The 22,192-nt window shown below is 60.5% G+C and carries 18 protein-coding genes and 3 tRNA genes; 19 read left to right on the top strand and 2 right to left on the bottom strand.

Annotated elements, in window-relative coordinates; all coding sequences use genetic code 11:
- The first annotated feature begins 147 nt into the window (after positions 1–147).
- The 7 genes from HMPREF2565_RS04295 to rplA all read left to right on the top strand — a co-directional run bounded on the left by HMPREF2565_RS04295 (position 148) and on the right by rplA (position 3,348).
- Positions 148–223, top strand: a tRNA-Thr gene (locus HMPREF2565_RS04295).
- Between the two features lie 34 nt (positions 224–257).
- Positions 258–329: transfer RNA gene (locus tag HMPREF2565_RS04290), tRNA-Met, on the top strand.
- A gap of 127 nt (positions 330–456) precedes the next feature.
- Positions 457–532 (top strand) — tRNA-Trp (locus HMPREF2565_RS04285).
- A 25-nt stretch (positions 533–557) separates the two neighbouring features.
- On the top strand, positions 558–884 hold the full coding sequence (gene secE, locus HMPREF2565_RS04280) for a preprotein translocase subunit SecE (RefSeq protein WP_046647902.1): 327 nt from the start codon (positions 558–560) through the stop codon (positions 882–884).
- Positions 885–1,022: 138 nt separating this feature from the next.
- Positions 1,023–1,937: a transcription termination/antitermination protein NusG gene (gene nusG, locus HMPREF2565_RS04275; RefSeq protein WP_046647768.1), complete on the top strand. Its 915-nt coding sequence runs from the start codon at positions 1,023–1,025 to the stop codon at positions 1,935–1,937.
- Between the two features lie 165 nt (positions 1,938–2,102).
- Positions 2,103–2,546, top strand: a complete 444-nt coding sequence (gene rplK, locus HMPREF2565_RS04270; protein WP_010189723.1) for a 50S ribosomal protein L11 — start codon at positions 2,103–2,105, stop codon at positions 2,544–2,546.
- Positions 2,547–2,643: 97 nt separating this feature from the next.
- Positions 2,644–3,348 (top strand): 50S ribosomal protein L1, encoded by a 705-nt coding sequence (rplA, locus tag HMPREF2565_RS04265; protein WP_071406911.1) that lies wholly within the window; start codon positions 2,644–2,646, stop codon positions 3,346–3,348.
- A 582-nt stretch (positions 3,349–3,930) separates the two neighbouring features.
- Here the strand turns inward: rplA and HMPREF2565_RS04260 are convergent.
- Positions 3,931–4,773 carry a siderophore-interacting protein gene (locus HMPREF2565_RS04260; RefSeq protein WP_239663593.1) on the bottom strand — a complete coding sequence of 281 codons (843 nt, stop codon included), beginning with the start codon at positions 4,771–4,773 and terminating at the stop codon, positions 3,931–3,933.
- A gap of 76 nt (positions 4,774–4,849) precedes the next feature.
- Here HMPREF2565_RS04260 and HMPREF2565_RS04255 point away from each other — a divergent pair, with 76 nt between their 5' ends.
- The 8 genes from HMPREF2565_RS04255 (at position 4,850) to HMPREF2565_RS04225 (ending at position 10,825) form a co-directional block, all read left to right on the top strand.
- A complete protein-coding gene (locus HMPREF2565_RS04255; RefSeq protein ID WP_046647765.1) occupies positions 4,850–5,794 on the top strand; it encodes an ABC transporter substrate-binding protein in 945 nt (314 codons plus the stop codon).
- Positions 5,795–6,862, top strand: coding sequence for a FecCD family ABC transporter permease (locus tag HMPREF2565_RS04250; RefSeq protein ID WP_080975070.1), 1,068 nt, complete (start codon positions 5,795–5,797; stop codon positions 6,860–6,862).
- A complete protein-coding gene (locus HMPREF2565_RS04245; RefSeq protein ID WP_049154832.1) occupies positions 6,859–7,911 on the top strand; it encodes a FecCD family ABC transporter permease in 1,053 nt (350 codons plus the stop codon). Before HMPREF2565_RS04250 ends, HMPREF2565_RS04245 begins: the two co-directional genes overlap by 4 nt.
- 6 nt (positions 7,912–7,917) lie before the next feature.
- Positions 7,918–8,712: an ABC transporter ATP-binding protein gene (locus HMPREF2565_RS04240; protein WP_071406910.1), complete on the top strand. Its 795-nt coding sequence runs from the start codon at positions 7,918–7,920 to the stop codon at positions 8,710–8,712.
- Between the two features lie 338 nt (positions 8,713–9,050).
- A complete protein-coding gene (gene rplJ, locus HMPREF2565_RS04235) occupies positions 9,051–9,572 on the top strand; it encodes a 50S ribosomal protein L10 (protein ID WP_010189711.1) in 522 nt (173 codons plus the stop codon).
- A gap of 86 nt (positions 9,573–9,658) precedes the next feature.
- Complete coding sequence (gene rplL / locus HMPREF2565_RS04230) at positions 9,659–10,045, top strand: 50S ribosomal protein L7/L12 (RefSeq protein WP_046647762.1); 387 nt, start codon at positions 9,659–9,661, stop codon at positions 10,043–10,045.
- A 134-nt stretch (positions 10,046–10,179) separates the two neighbouring features.
- Positions 10,180–10,503: a type II toxin-antitoxin system RelE/ParE family toxin gene (locus tag HMPREF2565_RS13340; RefSeq protein WP_328287805.1), complete on the top strand. Its 324-nt coding sequence runs from the start codon at positions 10,180–10,182 to the stop codon at positions 10,501–10,503.
- The gene (locus HMPREF2565_RS04225) at positions 10,481–10,825 is read left to right on the top strand and encodes a HigA family addiction module antitoxin (protein WP_230308966.1); all 345 of its coding nucleotides are present in this window, start codon (positions 10,481–10,483) and stop codon (positions 10,823–10,825) included. Before HMPREF2565_RS13340 ends, HMPREF2565_RS04225 begins: the two co-directional genes overlap by 23 nt.
- A gap of 17 nt (positions 10,826–10,842) precedes the next feature.
- Here the strand turns inward: HMPREF2565_RS04225 and HMPREF2565_RS04220 are convergent, their stop codons facing one another.
- The gene (locus tag HMPREF2565_RS04220; protein WP_071406909.1) at positions 10,843–12,087 is read right to left on the bottom strand and encodes an MFS transporter; all 1,245 of its coding nucleotides are present in this window, start codon (positions 12,085–12,087) and stop codon (positions 10,843–10,845) included.
- 160 nt (positions 12,088–12,247) lie between these two features.
- Between HMPREF2565_RS04220 and HMPREF2565_RS04215 the strand changes: the two genes are divergently transcribed.
- From HMPREF2565_RS04215 to HMPREF2565_RS04200, 4 genes are all read left to right on the top strand, one after another.
- On the top strand, positions 12,248–13,204 hold the full coding sequence (locus tag HMPREF2565_RS04215; protein ID WP_071406908.1) for a cell envelope lipid trafficking protein PgfA: 957 nt from the start codon (positions 12,248–12,250) through the stop codon (positions 13,202–13,204).
- A gap of 294 nt (positions 13,205–13,498) precedes the next feature.
- Positions 13,499–16,978, top strand: coding sequence for a DNA-directed RNA polymerase subunit beta (locus HMPREF2565_RS04210; protein WP_070516458.1), 3,480 nt, complete (start codon positions 13,499–13,501; stop codon positions 16,976–16,978).
- Between the two features lie 102 nt (positions 16,979–17,080).
- Positions 17,081–21,076, top strand: coding sequence for a DNA-directed RNA polymerase subunit beta' (locus HMPREF2565_RS04205; protein WP_046647756.1), 3,996 nt, complete (start codon positions 17,081–17,083; stop codon positions 21,074–21,076).
- A gap of 219 nt (positions 21,077–21,295) precedes the next feature.
- On the top strand, positions 21,296–21,943 hold the full coding sequence (locus HMPREF2565_RS04200) for an ECF transporter S component (protein ID WP_070821683.1): 648 nt from the start codon (positions 21,296–21,298) through the stop codon (positions 21,941–21,943).
- Positions 21,944–22,192 lie beyond the last annotated feature (249 nt).

Here is a 22,192-nt window from a genome sequence, read left to right as displayed (position 1 = left end):
GGTGATGCGTGTGAGTTTAGGTGCCTGAAAAGTGCGCAAAAACCCTTGTCGTACTGGCGATTTGTGTTGTTTAAGCGTTTCGGGTTAATCTTTTCAAGGCTTCAACGAGAGCACAGCGGAAGAAACTCCGTGACTCAAAGAGGCTGTGCCCCCTTAGCTCAGTCGGCAGAGCGTTTCCATGGTAAGGAAAAGGTCGACAGTTCGATTCTGTCAGGGGGCTCCATTCATGTTTCTGGAAGCTTTCAGAAAGTGAATATGGCGGTGTAGCTCAGTGGTAGAGCAAGCGACTCATAATCGCTGTGTCGCGAGTTCAATTCTCGCCATCGCTACCGGGAAAGAAAAGCGCCCGCATACGGGCGCTTTTTCACTACCGACTCCCAGCCTTATACGGCACGTGGTTTCCATGGGGAATCATCGTTCTGGTAGGGTTGTGCGTTGTCCCAAAAGGGCACGCAGAGGGGCGTGGCGCAATTGGTAGCGCAACGGTCTCCAAAACCGTAGGTTGCAGGTTCGAGTCCTGTCGCCCCTGCCACATCACTTCCAAGGAGGGAATCGCCGTGAGCGATGAAAAGCAGCCGAGCACCGGGGCTCCGCGCCCAACCGGCAAGCGTCAGCTCTCTGGCGCAGCGACCACCTCTACCGGCTCCTACACTGACAAGCGTGTTGTGCGCGTCGAGGACAAGAAGGAAGATTCCTTCGGCGGATCCGTCGGCTCCTTCCCGGGTGAGGTTGCCTCCGAGCTCAAGAAGGTTGTCTGGCCGACCGGCAAGGAAATGGTTCAGTACGTTCTGGTGACCTTCGCCTTCCTTATCGTCCTCACCGCTCTGGTGTGGGGTGTGGACGCGCTGACCGGTCTCGGAGTTGAAGCAATCCTCGCGCCTTAGTAAACTAATTACATACTTTCATCCCGCCGCCTTCCCGCTAGCTCGACTAGGGGAAACGGCGGGATACTTTTTGCCCTAGTCCGGCCGAGTACCCTGGTGGGGACTAGAAGAATAAATACCAATTTGGAGTAGCAGACAATGAGCGAAGAAAACACTGGCACTTCCCTTGAGCAGGCCATGATCGATAACGTCCAGGAACAGGCCGCTGAAGCGGTCGAGGCTACCGAGGAGGTCCAGCAGCCGCAGGAGGAACTCTCCGCAGAGGAGAAGGAAGCCGCCGAGAAGGAAGCTGCCACCAAGGCCGCCGAAGCCGCTCTCGGTGGCGGCTCGGACGAGGCTGAGGCTGAAGGTGAGGGTGCAGGGGAGGCGTCGGCAAGCGCTGACGCGGACGCTGCCGCAGCAGCCGACGCTGAGTACAAGTCCCGCCTGCGCGCCTTTACCCGCGAGCTGAAGAAGCAGCCTGGCCAGTGGTACATCATCCAGTGCTACTCCGGCTACGAGAACAAGGTAAAGACCAACCTCGATATGCGTGCTCAGACCCTTGAGGTGGAGGACTCCATCTTCGAGGTTGTCGTCCCGGTCGAACAGGCCATTGAAAAGAAGGACGGCAAGAAGAAGGTAGTTAAGCGCAAGCTGCTGCCGGGCTACGTGCTGGTGCGCATGGAGCTTAACGACGCTGCCTGGTCCGTCGTTCGCGATACCCCGGGCGTGACCTCCTTCGTGGGCAACGAAGGTAACGCCACCCCGGTCAAGATCCGCGACGTGGCTAAGTTCCTCATGCCGAACGATCCGACGGTCTCTCCAGAAGCTTCCGCAGCAGATTCCGAAGGCGAGCAGGTCGTGGCTATGCCGGAGAAGGAGGCCGCCAAGGCCTACGCGCACGACTTCGAGGTGGGCGAGGCCGTCACCATCCTGTCTGGTCCGCTGGCCTCCGTGTCTGCCACCATCTCCGAGATCGACCCGGAGACCGGCAAGATGCAGGGCCTGGTGTCCATCTTCGGCCGCGAGACCCCGGTGGAGCTGTCCCCGACGGAGATCGAGCGCATCTCCTAAAAAGCGATTTTGAGCTGGGCGCACGGTGTTCTAAACTTGAACGCCGTGCGCTTTCGCGCATGTTGAAACGTTCATCCTCCGGTGGCCCACAATGCGTGAGCATCCGGACGGGGCGCTGTTATTCATCGTGGCGGCACTCCGGTACCACAGGAAAGAGGTAATTCGATGGCTCCCAAGAAGAAGGTCACTGGCCTGATCAAGCTCCAGATCGAGGCAGGCGCTGCTAACCCGGCTCCGCCGGTCGGCCCGGCACTCGGTGCCCACGGCGTCAACATCATGGAGTTCTGCAAGGCCTACAACGCTGCGACCGAGTCCCAGCGCGGCAACGTCGTGCCGGTGGAGATCACCGTCTACGAGGACCGCTCCTTCGACTTCAAGCTGAAGACCCCGCCGGCAGCGAAGCTCCTGCTCAAGGCTGCTGGCATCAAGAAGGGCTCTGGCGTTCCGCACACCGACAAGGTTGGCTCCGTGACCTGGGATCAGTGCAAGGAGATTGCACAGACCAAGTTCGAGGACCTCAACGCTCGTGACATCGAGAACGGCGCCCGCATCATCGCTGGTACCGCTCGCTCCATGGGCATCACCGTTGACGGCGTCCCGGCTAAGTAAAAATTCGATTTAATGCGCGATACGTTCTGTGTCGCGCGTGGCAGGGCCAGCTTCGGCCCGCTAACACCACATCAATCCAAGAAAAGGAATTGCACTTATGAGCACCAAGTCCAAGGCATACAAGGCTGCCGCTGAGCTGGTAGACCGCTCCCGTCAGTACCGTCCGATCGAGGCCGCCAAGCTGGCCAAGGAGACCTCCTCCAAGAACTTCGACGCTACTGTCGACGTTGTCTTCCGCCTGGGCGTTGACCCGCGTAAGGCTGACCAGCTGGTTCGTGGCACCGTCTCCCTCCCGCACGGCACCGGTAAGGACGTCCGCGTGGCCGTCTTCGCTGAGGGTGACAACGCTGAGGCCGCTAAGGCTGCTGGCGCCGACATCGTGGGCACCGAAGAGCTGATCGCTGCCATCAACGAGGGCAACATCGACTTCGACGTTGCTATCGCCACCCCGGATCAGATGGCCAAGGTTGGCCGCGTTGCACGCGTGCTGGGCCCGCGTGGTCTCATGCCGAACCCGAAGACCGGCACCGTGACCGCCGACGTGACCAAGGCTGTTGCTGACGTCAAGGGCGGTAAGATCTCCTTCCGCGTTGACAAGGCTTCCAACCTGCACGCCATCATCGGCAAGGCTTCCTTCGACGCTGAGAAGCTGGCTGAGAACTACGGCGCGCTGTACGACGAGATCATTCGCCTGAAGCCGTCCTCCGCTAAGGGCATCTATGCCAAGAAGATCACCATCTCCACTACCTCCGGCCCGGGCATCCCGGTCGATGCTTCCGTGGAGAAGAACTACACCGACTAGTGTTGTCTGTGTAAACGAATTTTAGGCCCCGGCTCTTGGATGAGCTGGGGCCTTTTTCGCGCTTTCTCTCTTTTGTTTATGCAGGTCACGGCCGGATATCTTTCTGACAGGTAATTGGCAGCTAAGTACGATGGCCTTTCAAGGAAAGTGCTGCATACTAATTCTTGTGCGTTTGAGAGAGGCGCATGAGAGATAGAGAGAACACCCTGAGTCTTGCAGGGCGGGCGGCGTGAGAAACCGCCTGATAAACAAGACCCCTTACAACGCGGGTTCCGGATTTCACCGGGGCCCGCGTTGTACTGTGTAACCCAAGTCAGGTACTCCACGCCGTGGACTTAAGCGGAGATGCATCAGGCCTAGGGCAAACGCGGACGCTGGATGTAGATGGTTCTAGTCAAAAGGTTTTCTTGGGGGCAAACAAACCATATGGAGGAGCGAAGAAGGTTCGTTTGGGGGCAGGTGAACCTTCTGACTGAAACCTCCTGACGGAAACCTTCTGATGGGAACCATGTGGCAGCGCACCGAGTTATTCACCGGCTATCCGCTGCCGGTTAAAAGGATTAGATGCGTGCGAAGTCCGCTTTAAGGCCGCGGCTTGCCCTTCATCCAGTACACGGACCAGATGACGTCTTCGCGCGGCACACCCCAGTCATGCACGGCTATCGAGCGCACTGCTTTGGCCAGGTCCCCTTCGCCGGATACCCACACCGAATCCGGCGCTGTATCCGCGGTGAAACGGGAGCCGAGAAGTTGTCTGGCGCGTGTGCAGTGTTCGTCGTGTGGAGCCAGGACCATGGTGAGTGAGCGGACCTTGCCGCGCCACGTCTCCTCCAAGCCGTCTTCAACTTCAGCGTCGTCTGTGATCATGGCAACGACGTCGACTGCACCCAAGGTTTCCGGTGAGAAGGCTTCGTAGTGCTCGAGGATGTGCCACAGCGCCGGTAGGGCAGAGGCATCTGCGAGTAACAGTTGTGACTTCCTAGGGGCCTGCCACAGTGCTTGCCCGGTATATATTCCGGCGGTATCCCCGGGTTGGGCATTGAGGATCCAGCGTGAGCCCGGGCCATTATCGCCATGGGTCACCACGTCGACATCGATGGTGCACGCTTCTTGGTTGAGCTTGCGAATTGTGTACCAGCGCAATGCTGGGCGAATGTCGTCGGGCAATCGGGTGACGGCGGCGCGAACATTGACATCGTCGACCGGGAAGGGCGAAAAATCCTGCTCGTCTTGGGGCATGAGGAGCCCAAAATACTCGTCAGGCCCGGCTAAGGGGTAGTCACTAAAAGCCGGCGAGTGAAAAGTTAAACGGTGCAGCCGCGGCTTGAGGCGGGTGTTCCCGGTGAGGGTGACGGGCAATAAGCGGTGATGCGTCAAGGGAATTGATCCTAGGTAGAGGCCAAATTTGAAACCATCATAACGCACAGGTTAGGCTAGCCTCAAATAATTTAGGGGTGCGAATGCTTGCATGCTCGTTCCCGTTGAAGGAAAGGTTTATTCCATGGTTGCTATCCACCGGCGCGCGAAAACCGTGCTCGCTATTGTCTCAGCGGCAGCGATTGCTTTAGCGGGGTGCTCCCGCGGAAGTGGCGAGGACAGCGCGGGTGCGGACAGTGCTGAGGAGGTGCGCGTTGCCAGCCTGGGGCTCGGTGATGCCGATACCGTGCTGGCACTCGGAATCACTCCGGTTGCTGTGGCCCCCTGGGGTGCGAAAGGGGATGGTGATCCCTCCGGAGTTGGCCCATGGGCGAAGGAGCTTTTGGGAGATGCCCAGCCCGAGGTGATCTATAACACCGCCTCCGGTTTCACGGCCGAGGTTCTAGAGCAGGTCACTGCCTCGGACCCCACACAGATCATCGCCGTGAACCAGGCAGTGGATCAGGAGGCGAAGAAATCCCTCGAGGATATCGCCCCGCTGACCGTGAAGCCCGAAGGTTTCGAGGACTGGCAGATCCCCTGGGATGAGCAAGTCAAGACCATCGCCTCTGCCTTGGATAAGGAAGAGGAGGGGGAGAAGCTCATTGACCAAGCAGAGGGCGCCTTTGAGCAGTTCAAGGACTCCCACCCGGAGCTGCAGGGCAAGCGCGCAGCCATCCTCATGCCCTATGACGGGAAGCTGGGCCTCTACACGGCAGAAGACGGCCGTGGCCAGTTCATCGAAGACCTCGGCTTTGAGATCCCCAAGGAACTGCAGGGTGATGGTTCCAGCTTCTTCGTGGACTATGCCCCGGAAAACTACTCCCAGCTCAACAATGTGGACTATCTGTTCGTCTTGGATTACAACGGTGCGGTCGATGAACTCAAGAAGGATTCCACATTCCAAGGCCTGGACGTGGTCAAGGATGGACGCGTCCGCTACCTCGACACGGACACCGGCAATGCGATGAGCGTGCCGAACCCGCTGACGATCCCGTGGGCCGTCAACAAGTTCGAAGAGCAGCTCTAAGTGCTCGCACTACCGAGGAAGGCTGACGCTATCCACGGCGTTGCGTACCCGCAACGCCGTGGCAAGGCAGACGCACTGGATTCGCGGGGGAGAAGCCGCGCACTGCTCACCACGGCCCTGGTTGTGTCGACCTTCCTCCTTTTGCTGTGCTCATTGGCGGTTGGCTCGAGGGCTATTCCGTTGCCGGATCTGGTGTCTGCCCTCCTCCGCGGAGGCGAAGCAGATATCGAGAACATCGTGTGGGATTTGCGTATCCCCCGCACGTTCGTGGCCTACTTCGCGGGAGCAGCAATCGCGGTATCGGGTGTAATCGCCCAGTCCTGGACTAGAAACCCCTTGGCGGATCCGGGCTTCATCGGTATCACCGCGGGAGCTTCGTTCCTGGTTGCCCTCGGGACGGCGCTAGGTGTCGCCACCTCAACCGGGATGCGGACAGCGCTCGCCCTCGTAGGCGCCGGCCTGGCCACAGCATTAGTGCTGGGTGTGTCCCGCAGGTTTCAGGATCCCCTGACGCTGGTCTTGGTCGGCGCAGGTGTTGCTGCTGCCTTGAGCTCTAGCGCCATGTTGATCGGCCTGTACTCCACGGATGTCCTCGACAGCATGCGCCGGTGGACCATTGGCTCCACGTTTGGGCGCGGCCCAGAAGACGTCGCCATCGGGGGTGCCGGATTGTTCATCGGGTTTATCATCGCCGCACGTGTCGCGCGCCCGCTCGATCTTCTGGCAATGGGGGAGGAATCCTCGGTTGCTCTAGGTGGTTCTCCCACGCTGGCGCGGCGCGGTGCTGCCTTGAGCATCGTTGTCCTAGCGGGATGCGCTACCGCGGCGACGGGGCCCATTGCCTTTGTCGGATTCGCCATCCCCCATCTGCTGCGTCGGTTCACGGGGCCAGAAGTTACCGCGATGATTGCCCCTGCCGCATTGCTCGGTGGTTGCTCCGTACTCGCTGCAGATATTCTGGGCCGCCTCATCGCGGGCCCCTCTGAGCTGGAGATGTCCATCGTCTTGGCCTTTGTTGGCGCACCATTTCTCATTTGGGCCGTACACCGTGGGGAGCACAAGCTATGAATGGGCGGGTGAAGGGGGACGTCGCCAAGCATCTGCGTTCCCAAGAGCGGCAGCGCCGGACATGGATATGGGCAGCGACCTGCTTCTTTGTTCTGGTCGCAGCAAGCTCCTATGTCCTCCTGCTGGGTCAAGGACCCGTGGACTTGAGCCCGGGGCGGGTCCTGGAGATCCTCAACGGCGGCGGAAGCCGAAGCGAAATCCGTGTTGTCTGGGATCTGCGCATGCCGGTAGCGCTAGCGACCCTCATCGTGGGTGCCGCGCTCGGACTGGCGGGGTCGTGGACGCAATCAATGTCGCGCAATCCGCTGGCCTCGCCCGACATTCTTGGCGTGACTGGTGGCGCGTCCGTCATGGTGGTCCTCGGAACGGTAGTCTCCCGGCCGCTGCTTGCCGACGGGCTCTCCATGTTCTGGTGGCGGGCCGGACTCGCGCTGTTGGGTGCGGTGCTAGCGGCCATCCTGCTGGTGGCACTTGGGGGAATCGGCACGAGCAACCGCATCGTCATCGTCGGAATCGCGCTCTCCCTGCTGTTTCAAGCGCTGGTGGCGTATCTCTTGCGCGCAGCTGAGCTCCTCCGCGCGGCGCAATCGCAGCTGTGGCTGGCGGGCACCACGGGTTTCGTGCGGATGGAGGTCATTCTTCCTTTGCTCGTGGGGTTGACTCCTTTTGTGGTGCTTGGCCTGTGGTGTGCTCGGGAGCTGCCGCTCCTTGCGCATGATGATCTCTCGGCCCTTTCCCTCGGGGTCAACATCACGCGAACACGGGCGCTGCTGCTGGTGGCAGCTACGGGCATCTGCGCGGTGACCGTATCCGTGGCCGGTCCCATTGGTTTCATCGCGCTTCTGGCCCCGCATGTGGGGCGCATTGTTGCCCGGACGCCCACGCCTGTGCCACTGGTCTCCTGTGCTGCAGGCGCTGCCTTGTTGAGCGCGTGCGCTGTCATTGCTGGAGCGTTGCCGATGGACGCTCCGGTGGGTGCAGTCTCCTCCATCATCGGAGGGTGCGCCCTGGTCATCTTGGTGTGGAATGCCGCACGGCGGAGAGGATAAAAGCGAGTGAAAGACAGAGAAATTACGGCCACTGGTATTCATGCTGGCTATAAGGATGGGGAAGACATCCTGTCGAGTGTTGACTTGGTGGCCCGCCCGGGGGAGGTCACCACGCTCATTGGACCGAATGGTTGCGGCAAGTCCACGTTGCTGAAGACCTTGTCTAAGGTTCTTCGCCCGCGGCAGGGGAGCGTGCGCATCGGCGAGCTGGACGTGCACGCTATGAGCCCGAAAGAAGCAGCTGCCCACGTGGCGCTTCTTCCGCAGCAGCCGATGGCACCGGATGGGCTGCGGGTGGGCGAGCTCGTCGCGCGCGGGCGCTACCCGCACCTGGGCCGTAGTCGGGGCCTGTCCGCGAAGGACCGCGACATCATCGCACAGGCCTGCGTGGAGACTGGTATTACTGACTTCATCGACCGTGACATCGCGGCGCTCTCGGGCGGCCAGCGCCAGCGGGTCTGGCTAGCGCTGGCCTTGGCGCAGGACACGCCGGTGCTGCTACTCGACGAACCCACAACCTTCCTCGATCCAGCCCATGCCATCAGCGTTTTGCAGCTTGTGCGCAAGCAGGCCGACGCTGGGAAAACGGTCGTCGTCGTGCTGCATGATCTCATGTTGGCCGGCCAGTACTCCGACACCATGGTGGTCATGAACAACGGCGAAGTCATCGCGCAGGGAACTCCCCGCCAGGCGTTGCGGAAAGAAGTGCTGGCCGCAGCCTATGGCATCGACGTCGAGATCTGGGACGACCCACGCAGCGACGCCCCCGTCATCGTTCCGCGCGGAGTGCTCAGCGACTGACAACGTTCATGCAGGAACCCGCGTCGAAAGCTCTCAGCGGAGCGATTTGGAGTTAAGGCAGGTCGGGTTGTAAAGTACCTAGCGAAGTTTGAACGGCCCGCTGAGGCCGAGTCAAAGTTCACCGAAGACCGTCGGTCATCCGGATATCCGGATCGAAGGTTCCTCATCCTAGAGGGCGGCCCACGCAGGAGACACTTTGCGAATAAGCGCGGAATTCCGCGCGCGCCCTGTGCTCTTGCACGGGGCTTTTGTTATTTCGGTTGTCCATCGGGCAAGCGGAGTGGGGAAGGCCCCGGCGGAAAACACAAGAGATGTTTCGAAAGGAGGCGAAGTAGAAAATGGCAAACCCGAAGAACACCGCAGACCTGGCGGCACTGAAGGAGAAGCTCGAGGGTGCAAACTCCATCGTGCTTACCGAGTACCGTGGCCTGACCGTGGGTCAGCTCCAGGAGCTGCGTAACAACCTCGGCTTTGACGTTGAGTACTCCGTCGCCAAGAACACCCTTTTCAAGATCGCTGCCAACGAAGCTGGCATCGAGGGTCTTGACGAGCACCTGACTGGCCCGACCGCTATTGCGTTTATCAAGGGCGAGGCAGTGGATGCTGCGAAGGTCATCACCAAGTTCGCTGATGACAACAAGGCACTCGTTATCAAGGGTGGCTACATGGACGGCAACGCTCTGTCTGCCGACCAGGTTGAGGCCATCGCCAAGCTGGACAACCGCGAGACCACCCTCGCAAAGCTGGCTGGCGCCATGAAGGGTTCTATGGCAAAGGCTGCCGCCGTATTCAACGCTCCTGCAACCAAGATGGTCCGCACCGCTGCGGCCCTGCAGGACAAGAAGGCTGCGGAAGCTTAAGACGCCACTTACAGGCGCACAACTTAAACACACACACTTATCTGGCTGCCTAGTGCGGCTAGGAACAATGAGAAAGGATGCCAATCATGGCTAAGCTCACCAAGGACGAGCTCATTGAAGCTTTCAAGGAAATGACCCTCATCGAGCTCTCCGAGTTCGTCAAGGAGTTCGAGGAGGTCTTCGACGTTGAGGCCGCTGCTCCGGTTGCTGCTGTTGCTGCTGGTGCCCCGGCTGCCGGCGGTGCCGCTGAGGAAGAGAAGACCGAGTTCGACGTCGTTCTGACCGACGCTGGCGCTAAGAAGATCGGCGTTATTAAGGCTGTCCGCGAGATCGTCTCCGGCCTGGGCCTGAAGGAAGCTAAGGAGCTCGTTGAGGGTGCTCCGAAGGCTATCCTCGAGGGTGCTTCCAAGGACGACGCTGACGCTGCTAAGGCTAAGCTCGAAGAGGCTGGCGCTTCCGTCGAGCTCAAGTAATTCACCTGAATTACTAAAGCTTTCCTGCGCAGTACACTCGCTGCGCTCCAACAACCCCGTTCCGCTTTTTGCGCGGTGCGGGGTTGTTCCCGTTTTGTCGGGACCCCGATGGCCCAGCGGATTCTAAACATTTCGTGTCAGGTCTTGACACTAGGGTCAAAAAGAGACACTATTGGGGTGTGCAATTTCGGCGTAGAAGTCTCGAGCGGTTCCATCAGGATGGTGTGCCGCCGCGATATATTCCATCGGAATTGCGTTCGGTAGTGCGCCGCAAGTTACTTATGATTGGGCGGTCTGTAAATGTCACGGACCTTCGGATTCCACCAGCAAACCGGTTGGAGCGGCTCAAGGGTGACCTAGAGGGCTACTACTCAATTCGCGTCAACTCGCAGTGGCGCATCATATTCAAGTGGACACCCGAAGGAGCTGTTGACGTTGACTTTATCGACTACCACTGACGCGCATACTCATGTTGATGTTGTTCCTGTTCCGCATCCTGGAGAAATCCTTCTCCTAGAATTCCTCAAACCCTGTGGTATTACCCAGTATCGCCTGGCCAACGACATTGGCACTACCCGCTCTCAAGTCTCCAAAATTACCCGCGGTACGCTCGGTATCAGTGCCGATATGGCTTTGCGTTTGTCGGCCTACTTTGGGAACTCCGCGGAGTTCTGGCTCGGACTCCAAGAGGAATACGATCTGTGGAAAGCTCGCCAGATCACGGATGTCAGCGCTATCGTTCCGTGGAATCACAAAGAAGAAGCCGACTCTCACTCATAGAAACAGTTGACTTACGCTTATGAGTGGCTAGGGGAGTCCTCTTTCTCCTTCGCGTCTGCTTGCGCAAGGGCGCGATCGGCTCTGCGCACAAAGATGAGGGCGGGCCCGATTGCGAGGAGCCCGGCGAGCGCATTTGCCCACAAACCAGTGGTCAAGGTCCAGCGATGAGATATTGCGGCCAGAGGGGTCGACCACACACTAGAGAGTGAAACGACGGTGCTCATTTGGATATTGGTGACTCGGCCAAATGTTTCTTCGGCCATAAGCCTGTGGAGTGCGGCATAGGTTACCGCGCCGGCGGCTGGGGCTGTAAGAACGGACAGTCCTAGCGGGATGATCATCAACAGGCTGGGGCTGAGCAGGGCACCACATGCGATTGATGCAGCACCCCAGGCACATGTGCCTACCTGAAGGGCTGCGAAGGAAAACTTCTTTTGCATCCAACCCGTCGACAAAGCACCCACAATCCCGATGAGGCCGATGGACGTGCGGGCTAGTCCCGTTACCCATCCAGGGTTGTTCCCCTCCTCCAGTATGAGGACGGCCATGAACAGTGAGCCGTTAATTGCACAGTTCGACAGTGTTTGCATGGCAATGAGCCCGCGAAGTAGGGGCGAGCGAGCCACGATGGCTAAGCCTTCCTTGGTTGTGCGTAGGAGCTTGTTCTCTGCCTTCTTTGCGGGGTCTAGGTTAGCCCTGATGAAGAGGAAGAAGACGATGGTGAGGAAATTTGCCAGACCGACAAACACGAAGGGCAGAGCCACATTGACTTCTAGAAGTGCGCCGCCCACAGTGGGGCCGATGAGTCCCGCAAATTGCAGACGTGCTTGGATGAGCCCTTGTTTGGCGGCGAGCTGTTCTTCTTCAACGAGCTGGGGCAGGCAAGGGTCGGAGCAAGCTTGGCCTATTCGGTAAAAGAGCATCATGCTCCCGAGTAGCGCACCGAAGACGATGGGGGAGAAGCTTCCGGATAGAATGAGGCCCGCTAACGCGAGGTTGAGTACCCCAGCCAGCGCGTTGGTCACAATGATGAGTGGCTTGCGGCGCCACATATCCGCAAGAGAACCGCCGATGATGCCGCCTGCCAGTGCAGCTATTCCGGTGATGGTTCCATACAGGCCGGCAAGGGTAAGGCTATCGCTCAAGCGTAGAGTGACCACCGGAATAGCAAGCCCGGCTCCTACCCCGGCTATCTGAGCCACGAGGTCTGACCATAGGTAGAGGCCGCAGTCTCTGTTCTTGCGTTGGGGGTCATTCTTCATTGATTACTGCCAATCCCATGATGCGATCTTGAATGTGAGCTGGAGCACTTAGTTTAGGTTATTTAACACTCCTCTAGCCCCCCGTCAATGCCGCGTAAATGTGAAACGCACCCTCCGGGGAAATGTGTTTTGAGCAAACGAATCGGTAGGATAAGCCACCATGCTGCCCAAGTCCCGCATCTTCTCCGTCCTCCTGCTCGGCCTCGGCGTTGCGCTGATCGCGGCCGGCCTGACGGCGTCGAGCTTCTTGAGCTTTAGTCCGCGCCTGCCGTTGGATATCGAGGACACTACGTGGACGATGCAGGATGAGAATGCTACCGCGCAGGCGCTGTCCGCTGAGGGCGTTACGCAGTACGAGGGGCCGATGACCTATCAGCTCAACATGGATATCCAGGACCCAGCAGGCAAGGACACCGCGACTCTGCGAGTCGGTGAATCCGCCATCCGCGGCGGCACGGGCAACGTGGAGGACCTAAGCTTTGCCCGCGTGTGGAACTATCCCGTCGATCGCCTCAGCGGTGAGGCCACGGGCCCGGCAGCGCTCTCCCACACCATGGGCTCACCGACGGCGGAGGTCCCGGTCGAGGGCTACTGGCTGAAGCTGCCCGCCGATGCCGAGCAGACTACCTACCCGGTCTTTGACCCGGTGCTGCGCAAGGCGGCCGACGCCGTCTTCGAAGAATCCCTCGACATCGACGGCCGCACGGTCTACCGCTACCGCCAGGAGATTGAGCCCACCAACGTGGCTACCCTCTACGCCGGTACCACGACCACCACGTTGAGCAACGAGGATGGCTCTACCGAGCAGGGCTACCTCTTCCATACCGCAACCCGGGACCTCTTTGTGGACCAGGCCACCGGACTCGTCGTGGGCATGGACATTGATGTGCGGGACTACTGGGCTGACCGCGAGGGCAACGAGCGCGAGGTCCAGTTCGCCTTCAACGGTGCGACTGATGAAGAATCCCGCGCGGAGCTGCTCCAGCAGGCCGAGCGCTTCCCGCGGAGTGCTGTGGGGCAGTGGGTGCGCTGGGGTGGCCTCGGCATTGGTGCCGTTCTGGTGCTGCTCGGGGCGCTAGGCGCTTTCCGACGTCCCACTAGCCGCCACTCCCGCTAGCCGCGCGTGCTAGAGGCCCGCGCGTGCGGATCTCCGAAGCGACACGCCGGCGGCGCGTTTCGCCTTTACAAGGCCGCCATTATGCTATAGGCTATTTCGTTGCGCTGGAATCTGGATCTTTAGTGCACATTTAGCCTTTCGAGCGGTGATGGTAAAACCGACTTGACAAGGTGATTTTGTGCATTCTAAACCCAGTCATTCCACAGCAGACCGAATGCTAAATCTACCAGCGGTTTTGCACCTCACCGGCCAGGGTGGGGAGGCAATCCGCCAGAGGTACTGGAAGGACCCATCTTGGCAGTCTCCCGCCAGACCAAGTCAGTGGCCAACATCCCTGGAGCCCCGAAGCGATACTCCTTCGCTAAAATCAGCGAGCCTATCGCCGTCCCGGGCCTCCTCGATCTACAACTCGATTCTTACGCGTGGCTCATCGGCACCCCCGAGTGGCGCGAGCGCGAGCAGGCAGAGCGCGGCGAAGACGCACGCGTGACGAGCGGCCTTGAGGATATCCTCGAGGAGCTTTCTCCGATCCAGGACTACTCGGGCAACATGTCCCTGTCCCTGTCGGAGCCTCGCTTCGAGCCGGTGAAGAACACCGTGGACGAGTGCAAAGAGAAGGACATCAACTACTCGGCGCCACTGTACGTCACCGCAGAATTCATCAACAACGACACCCAGGAGATTAAGTCCCAGACCGTCTTCATCGGTGATTTCCCGATGATGACTGAGAAGGGCACCTTCATCGTCAACGGCACCGAGCGCGTTATCGTCTCGCAGCTCGTGCGTTCCCCGGGTGTGTACTTCGACCAGACCATCGACAAGTCCACCGAGCGCCCGCTGCACTCCGTGAAGGTCATTCCTTCCCGCGGTGCGTGGCTCGAGTTTGACGTCGACAAGCGCGACACCGTCGGCGTGCGCATCGACCGCAAGCGCCGCCAGCCGGTGACCGTGCTGCTCAAGGCCCTGGGTTGGTCCGAGGAGCAGATCAAGGAGCGCTTCGGCTTCTCCGAGCTCATGATGTCCACGCTCGAGTCCGATGGCGTGGCCAACACCGATGAGGCTCTGCTGGAGATCTACCGCAAGCAGCGCCCGGGCGAGCAGCCCACGCGCGACCTCGCGCAGGCACTGCTGGATAACTCCTTCTTCCGCGCCAAGCGCTATGACCTGGCCAAGGTGGGCCGCTACAAGGTCAACCGCAAGCTCGGCCTAGGCGGAGACCACGATGGTCTGATGACCCTGACCGAGGAAGACATTGCCGTCACCCTCGAGTACCTCGTGCGCCTGCACGCCGGCGAGCGTGAGATGAAGGCCCCGAACGGTGAGATGATCTCCATCCACACCGACGACATCGACCACTTTGGTAACCGTCGTCTGCGCACCGTCGGCGAGCTCATCCAGAACCAGGTCCGCGTGGGCCTGTCCCGCATGGAGCGCGTCGTCCGCGAGCGCATGACCACCCAGGACGCGGAGTCGATTACCCCGACCTCCCTGATCAACGTTCGCCCGGTTTCTGCTGCCATCCGCGAGTTCTTCGGTACCTCCCAGCTCTCGCAGTTCATGGACCAGAACAACTCCCTGTCCGGCCTGACCCACAAGCGCCGCCTGTCTGCGCTGGGCCCGGGCGGTCTGTCCCGTGAGCGCGCCGGCATTGAGGTGCGAGACGTTCACGCTTCGCACTACGGCCGCATGTGCCCGATTGAAACGCCGGAAGGCCCGAACATTGGCCTGATCGGCTCGCTGGCTTCCTACGCTCGCGTGAACGCTTTCGGCTTCATCGAGACCCCGTACCGCAAGGTTGTGGACGGCAAGGTGACCGACCAGGTGGAGTACCTCACCGCCGATGAAGAGGATCGCTACGCCATCGCGCAGGCCGAGGTGGAGAAGGATGCCGACGGCACCCTGACCGGCGACCGCATCGAGGTCCGCCTCAAGGACGGCGATATCGGCGTGACCGACGCTGCCGGCGTTGACTACGTCGACGTTTCCCCGCGCCAGATGGTCTCCGTGGCTACCGCCATGATTCCGTTCCTCGAGCACGACGATGCTAACCGTGCCCTCATGGGCGCGAACATGCAGCGCCAGGCCGTGCCGCTGGTTCGCTCCGAGGCCCCGTACGTGGGCACCGGTATGGAGCAGCGCGCTGCCTACGATGCCGGTGACCTCATCATCACCCCGAAGGCGGGCGTGGTGGAGAACGTCACCGCGGACCTCATCACCATCATGGATGACGAGGGCCAGCGCGATACCTACATGCTGCGCAAGTTCGAGCGCACCAACCAGAACACCAACTACAACCAGACCCCGCTGGTGTCCCTGGGCGAGCGCGTCGAGGCAGGCCAGGTGCTTGCCGACGGCCCCGGTACCCACAACGGTGAGATGTCCCTCGGCCGCAACCTGCTGGTTGCCTTCATGCCGTGGGAAGGCCACAACTACGAGGACGCCATCATCCTCAACCAGCGCATCGTGGAGGAGGACATCCTCACCTCGATCCACATCGAGGAGCACGAGATCGATGCTCGCGATACCAAGCTGGGCCCGGAGGAGATCACCCGCGAGATCCCGAACGTCTCCGATGACGTTCTGCGTGACCTCGACGAGCGCGGCATCGTCCGTATCGGTGCTGACGTCCGCGCGGGCGACATCCTCGTCGGTAAGGTCACCCCGAAGGGTGAGACCGAGCTGACCCCGGAGGAGCGCCTGCTGCGCGCCATCTTCGGTGAGAAGGCTCGCGAGGTGCGCGATACCTCCATGAAGGTGCCGCACGGTGAGACCGGTAAGGTCATCGGCGTTTCCCGCTTCTCCCGCGAGGATGATGACGACCTGGCCCCGGGCGTCAACGAAATGATCCGCGTCTACGTGGCTCAGAAGCGCAAGATCCAGGATGGTGATAAGCTCGCCGGCCGCCACGGTAACAAGGGCGTTGTGGGCAAGATTCTCCCGCCGGAGGATATGCCCTTCATGGAGGATGGCACCCCGGTGGACATCATCCTTAACACCCACGGTGTGCCGCGTCGTATGAACATCGGCCAGGTTCTCGAGGTTCACCTCGGCTGGCTGGCACACGCCGGTTGGAAGATCGATACCGAGGATCCGGCCAACGCCGAGTTGCTCAAGACCCTGCCGGAAGAGCTGTACGACGTCCCGCCAGAGTCGCTCACCGCAACCCCGGTCTTCGACGGTGCCACCAACGAGGAGATTTCTCGCCTGCTGGCTTCCTCCAAGCCGAACCGCGATGGTGACGTCATGGTGGATGAGCACGGCAAGGCCCGTCTCTTCGATGGTCGCTCCGGTGAGCCCTACCTGTACCCGGTATCCGTCGGCTACATGTACATGCTCAAGCTGCACCACCTCGTCGACGAGAAGATCCACGCTCGCTCCACCGGCCCGTACTCCATGATTACCCAGCAGCCGCTGGGTGGTAAGGCACAGTTCGGTGGCCAGCGCTTCGGTGAGATGGAGGTGTGGGCAATGCAGGCATACGGCGCTGCCTACACCCTGCAGGAGCTTCTGACCATCAAGTCCGATGACGTGGTCGGCCGCGTCAAGGTCTACGAGGCCATTGTCAAGGGTGACAACATCCCGGATCCGGGTATCCCGGAGTCCTTCAAGGTCCTCCTCAAGGAGCTGCAGTCCCTCTGCCTCAACGTGGAAGTTCTCTCCACCGACGGCACGCCGATGGAACTGTCTGGCTCCGACGAAGACGACATGGACGGCGCTCCGTCCCTGGGCATTAACCTGTCCCGCGACGAGCGCTCCGACGCAGACATCGCCTAGCTTTTGGTCCGCCGCTTATCTACGGCGGCGGGCATAACGAAACACCACCTACATACAAAGCCATCAACTTCCCCCTGACGGGGGATGAAAGGGAGACATTACGTGTTTGACGTAAATCTCTTCGACGAGCTCCGCATCGGGCTGGCCACCGCAGAGGACATCCGTCGCTGGTCCAAGGGCGAGGTCAAGAAACCCGAAACCATTAACTATCGCACCCTCAAGCCGGAGAAGGACGGCCTCTTCTGTGAGCGCATCTTCGGCCCGACCCGTGACTGGGAGTGCTCCTGCGGTAAGTACAAGCGCGTGCGCTACAAGGGCATCATCTGTGAGCGCTGTGGCGTCGAGGTGACCAAGTCCAAGGTTCGCCGCGAGCGCATGGGCCACATCGAGCTGGCCGCGCCGGTTACCCACATCTGGTACTTCAAGGGCGTTCCTTCCCGCCTGGGCTACCTGCTGGACCTGGCTCCGAAGGACCTTGAGCGCATCATTTACTTCGCTGCCAACATCATCACCTCCGTGGATGAGGAAGCTCGCCACAATGACCAGTCCACTCTGGAAGCAGAGATGCTGCTGGAGAAGAAGGACGTCGAGGATGACGTCGAGGCAGAGATCGCTGAGCGCGCTGCCAAGCTCGAGCAGGATCTGGCCGAGCTGGAGGCCGCCGGTGCAAAGGCCGACGCCCGCCGCAAGGTCCAGAACGCTGCCGATAAGGAAATGCAGCACATCCGCGAGCGCGGTGAGCGCGAGGTTGCTCGCCTCGACGAGATCTGGAACACCTTCATCAAGCTGGCTCCGAAGCAGATGATCATCGATGAGACCATCTACGAAGAGCTGGTTGACCGCTACGAGGATTACTTCACCGGCGGCATGGGTGCAGAGGCTATCCAGACCCTCATCCGTAACTTCGACCTCGAGGCTGAGGCCGAGGAGCTCAAGGAAATCATCAACAACGGCAAGGGCCAGAAGAAGATGCGCGCCCTCAAGCGCCTGAAGGTTGTTGCAGCCTTCCTGCGCTCGGGCAACGACCCGGCCGGCATGGTGCTCGACGCTATCCCGGTGATCCCGCCGGAGCTGCGCCCGATGGTGCAGCTGGACGGTGGCCGCTTCGCGACCTCCGACCTCAACGACCTCTACCGTCGCGTGATCAACCGCAACAACCGCCTCAAGCGCATGATCGACCTCGGCGCTCCCGAGATCATCGTGAACAACGAGAAGCGCATGCTGCAGGAGTCCGTTGACGCGCTCTTCGACAACGGCCGCCGCGGCCGTCCGGTCACTGGCCCGGGTAACCGCCCGCTGAAGTCCCTGTCTGACTTGCTCAAGGGTAAGCAGGGCCGCTTCCGCCAGAACCTGCTGGGTAAGCGCGTGGACTACTCCGGTCGTTCCGTGATTATCGTTGGTCCGCAGCTCAAGCTGCACGAGTGTGGTCTGCCGAAGCTCATGGCTCTGGAGCTGTTCAAGCCCTTCGTCATGAAGCGCCTGGTGGAGAACGACTACGCACAGAACATCAAGTCCGCTAAGCGCATGGTGGAGCGCCAGCGCCCTGAGGTGTGGGACGTCCTCGAAGAGGCCATTTCCGAGCACCCGGTGATGCTGAACCGTGCACCGACCCTGCACCGCCTGGGTATCCAGGCCTTCGAGCCGAAGCTGGTCGAAGGTAAGGCCATCCAGCTGCACCCGCTGGCTTGTGAGGCCTTCAACGCTGACTTCGACGGTGACCAGATGGCAGTCCACCTGCCGCTGTCCGCCGAGGCGCAGGCTGAGGCACGCGTGCTGATGCTGGCCTCCAACAACATTCTGTCCCCGGCTTCCGGTAAGCCGCTGGCTATGCCGCGCCTGGATATGGTTACCGGCCTGTACTACCTCACCATGGACAAGGCCGAGGACGAGATCGGTGGCGCGGGAGCTTACGCTCCCGCAGACGAAAACGGACCGGCCCAGGGCGTGTACTCCTCCTACGCGGAGGCCATCATGGCTCGTGACCGCGGCGTTCTGGGCCTGCAGGCCCCGATCAAGGTGCGCATCTCCCACCTACGTCCGCCGTCAGACATTGAGGCTGAGCAGTTCCCGGATGGTTGGCAGAAGGGCCAGGCTTGGCTCGCTGAGACCACCCTGGGCCGCATCATGTTCAATGACCTGCTGCCGTGGAACTACCCGTACCTTGAGGGCGTCATGGTCCGTAAGGGCGGCGCCGGCAACAAGATGCTGCTGGGTGACGTCATTAATGACCTCGCCGCGAAGTACCCGATGATCACCGTTGCCCAGGTTCTGGACAAGATGAAGGACGCGGGCTTCTACTGGTCCACCCGTTCCGGCGTGACCATCACCATGCACGACGTTCTGGTTCTGCCGAACAAGACCGAGGTTCTCGAGTCTTATGAGAAGGAAGCAGAGCGCATTGAGCGCAAGTACTGGGAGCAGGGTGCCCTGACCGAGCGCGAGCGCTACGACCGCCTGGTGGAGCTGTGGAAGGATGCCACGGACACCGTGGGTAACGCCGTCGAGGAGATGTACCCCGACGACAACCCGATTCCGATGATCGTGAAGTCCGGTGCTGCCGGTAACATGCGTCAGATCTGGACCCTGGCCGGCATGAAGGGCATGGTTGTGAACTCCAAGGGTGACTACATCACCCGTCCGATTAAGACCTCCTTCCGCGAGGGCCTGTCGGTTCTGGAGTACTTCAACAACTCGCACGGCTCCCGTAAGGGCCTGGCGGATACCGCTCTGCGTACCGCTGACTCCGGTTACCTCACCCGTCGTCTGGTGGACGTGGCGCAGGATGTCATCGTCCGCGAGGAAGACTGTGGCACCCGTCAGGGCGTGCGCGTCCCGATCGGCGTCGAGGTTGCCGAAGGCTCCTACGACCTGCACGAGCTGTGGGAGACCTCCGCATCCGGCCGCGTCGTGGCTAACGATGTCAAGGATGAAAACGGCGAGGTTATTGCCGAGGCAGGCGCTGACCTGACCGAGGAGCTCAGCCGCAAGATCGTCGCCGCTGGCGTTCTGGAGATCAAGGTTCGCTCCGTGCTGACCTGCCAGACCCCGGCTGGTGTTTGTGCGAAGTGCTACGGCAAGTCCATGGCCTCCGGCAAGCTGGTCGATATCGGCGAGGCAGTCGGCATCGTGGCCGCGCAGTCCATTGGTGAGCCGGGTACCCAGCTGACCATGCGTACCTTCCACCAGGGTGGTGTCGGTGGCGATATTACCGGTGGTCTGCCGCGTGTTCAGGAGCTCTTTGAGGCCCGTAACCCGAAGAACCGTGCTCCTATCGCTTCCGTCGACGGCACCGTGTCCCTGTCCGATGAGGGCAACTTCTGGACCCTGACCATCACCCCGGATGACGGTTCCGACAACGTGGTCTACGAGAAGCTGTCGAAGCGCCAGGGCTTGGCTCAGGTTCGCCGCCCGATGGAGTCCAATCCGGACGCCATGATCGAGCGCTCCCTGCGCGACGGTGACCACGTCAGCACCGGTGACCGCCTCATGCGTGGTGCGGCTGACCCGCACGACGTGCTGGAGGTTCTCGGCCGCCGCGGCGTGGAGAAGCACCTCATCGACGAGGTTCAGGCTGTCTACCGTGCACAGGGTGTGGCCATCCACGACAAGCACATCGAGATCATCATCCGTCAGATGCTGCGTCGCGGTACGGTCATTGAGGCCGGTTCCACCGAGTTCCTGCCGGGTACCCTGGTTGACCTTTCTGAGGCCAAGCAGGTCAACGCCGCTCAGGTCGCTGAGGGCGGCCAGCCGGCACAGCTGCGCAGTGAGATCATGGGTATTACCAAGGCCTCGCTGGCTACGGAGTCCTGGCTGTCTGCCGCGTCCTTCCAGGAGACCACGCGTGTGCTTACCGACGCCGCCATCAACAAGCGCTCGGATCAGCTCATTGGTCTCAAGGAGAACGTCATCATCGGTAAGCTGATTCCGGCTGGTACGGGTATTTCCCGCTACCGCAACATCAGCGTGAAGCCGACTGAGGCCGCACGCAACGCTGCGTACTCCATCCCGACCTACGGTGATTCCATCTACGGCGACGATGGCTTCGGTGAGTTCACCGGTGCTTCCGTCCCGCTGGAGGAGGACTACACCTTCTAGGACCTGGTCCTTCAACGACCTAGTCCTTTAGTCCTTCGACACCGAGGGAAACCACAGACCCGCACTTCACCCGCCAGACACTGGTGGGGAGGAGGTGCGGGTCTTTTTCTATCGGCAGCACCGCCCGGAACTCCGCTCTGCGAGAAACTTTGGGTTCTCTTACAATAGCGTCACCAAGGGCACAAACCCCAGTGCTCGTGCTCAGGAAGGTGCCGACCGATGACATTTCCGAACACCGGATTCGAAAAGCCTGCCCCGAAACCACGCGCGTGGACGGGCGTTGATGCTCTTATTGTTGCCGGCTATGTCATTGCTGGCGCGCTCCTATTGTGGGGAAGGGGAGCGTTTATTAATCGCCTCGTCATGGGGGAAGATGAGCCTCTCCCAACGCATGTGTTGCTACCGCTGCTTTCCGGGACGGCAGCGCTCTTCCCCTTGGCCGGGCTATGTGCGGCCTTAACTGTCCAGAAACCACTGGCCGCATTTGTGGGTTATGTCATGTCGGTCATGCTGGGTTATGCATTCAATGGCGTCGTAGGCCCCAGAGCCGTAGTGGAGGTAGTAATCATTGGTGCGGTCATAGAAGCCGTTTTCTTCGGCTGCAAGTACGCCCGCTTTGATTTTCTTAGCGGGAGCCTCGCCGGTTTTGCTGCGGTAGTGGTTAGCGGACTTGTGGGCATTATCGCCGGTGGTTTTGATGTGGAGCATCTTGCAACCCAGTTCGGCTGGACGCTTATTAGGCTCCTGGTCACCTTGGTCGTTGTGGTGCCGCTGGCCTATTTCATCGCAAAGGCGGTGCGGGCGGTGCTTCGACGCCATGTCCACGGGTGGGAGAGTGATACACCTCCGAAAATCAAGTCTGTGTAAGACACGCCGTGAATGGGCGATAGTTTTAGCTTCTCGTTACCCCCGCTACACCCCATGGATAGGGGTGTAGCGGGGGTAATTTGCATGAGACTTAAATTACGAAAGCACGCCAACCTGTGAGCGGTATAAACATTGGAGTTACCTGCGGCCAGCAGTTTTAGGAATTTATGTTGATTAAACCGGCTATGACGTGCGAGTACACCGTTAACCGCTTCCGAATTTTGCTCTTGCGGGAAGTGGCGGGGGGGG

Source organism: Corynebacterium sp. HMSC072A04 (genome assembly GCF_001809235.1).
Lineage (GTDB): Bacteria > Actinomycetota > Actinomycetes > Mycobacteriales > Mycobacteriaceae > Corynebacterium > Corynebacterium hiratae.
Note: the sequence above shows the minus strand (reverse complement) of the source record. Positions and strands in the feature narration are given on the sequence as shown.

Excerpts from the sequence above, each read along its gene's own strand:
- HMPREF2565_RS04200 (WP_070821683.1), top strand. The coding sequence starts at position 21,296 with ATGACATTTCCGAACACCGGATTCGAAAAGCCTGCCCCGAAACCACGC.
- rplJ (WP_010189711.1), top strand. The coding sequence starts at position 9,051 with ATGGCAAACCCGAAGAACACCGCAGACCTGGCGGCACTGAAGGAGAAG.
- rplK (WP_010189723.1), top strand. The coding sequence starts at position 2,103 with ATGGCTCCCAAGAAGAAGGTCACTGGCCTGATCAAGCTCCAGATCGAG.
- rplL (WP_046647762.1), top strand. The coding sequence starts at position 9,659 with ATGGCTAAGCTCACCAAGGACGAGCTCATTGAAGCTTTCAAGGAAATG.
- nusG (WP_046647768.1), top strand. The coding sequence starts at position 1,023 with ATGAGCGAAGAAAACACTGGCACTTCCCTTGAGCAGGCCATGATCGAT.
- rplA (WP_071406911.1), top strand. The coding sequence starts at position 2,644 with ATGAGCACCAAGTCCAAGGCATACAAGGCTGCCGCTGAGCTGGTAGAC.
- HMPREF2565_RS04220 (WP_071406909.1), bottom strand. The coding sequence starts at position 12,087 with ATGAAGAATGACCCCCAACGCAAGAACAGAGACTGCGGCCTCTACCTA.
- HMPREF2565_RS04215 (WP_071406908.1), top strand. The coding sequence starts at position 12,248 with ATGCTGCCCAAGTCCCGCATCTTCTCCGTCCTCCTGCTCGGCCTCGGC.
- HMPREF2565_RS04255 (WP_046647765.1), top strand. The coding sequence starts at position 4,850 with ATGGTTGCTATCCACCGGCGCGCGAAAACCGTGCTCGCTATTGTCTCA.
- HMPREF2565_RS04245 (WP_049154832.1), top strand. The coding sequence starts at position 6,859 with ATGAATGGGCGGGTGAAGGGGGACGTCGCCAAGCATCTGCGTTCCCAA.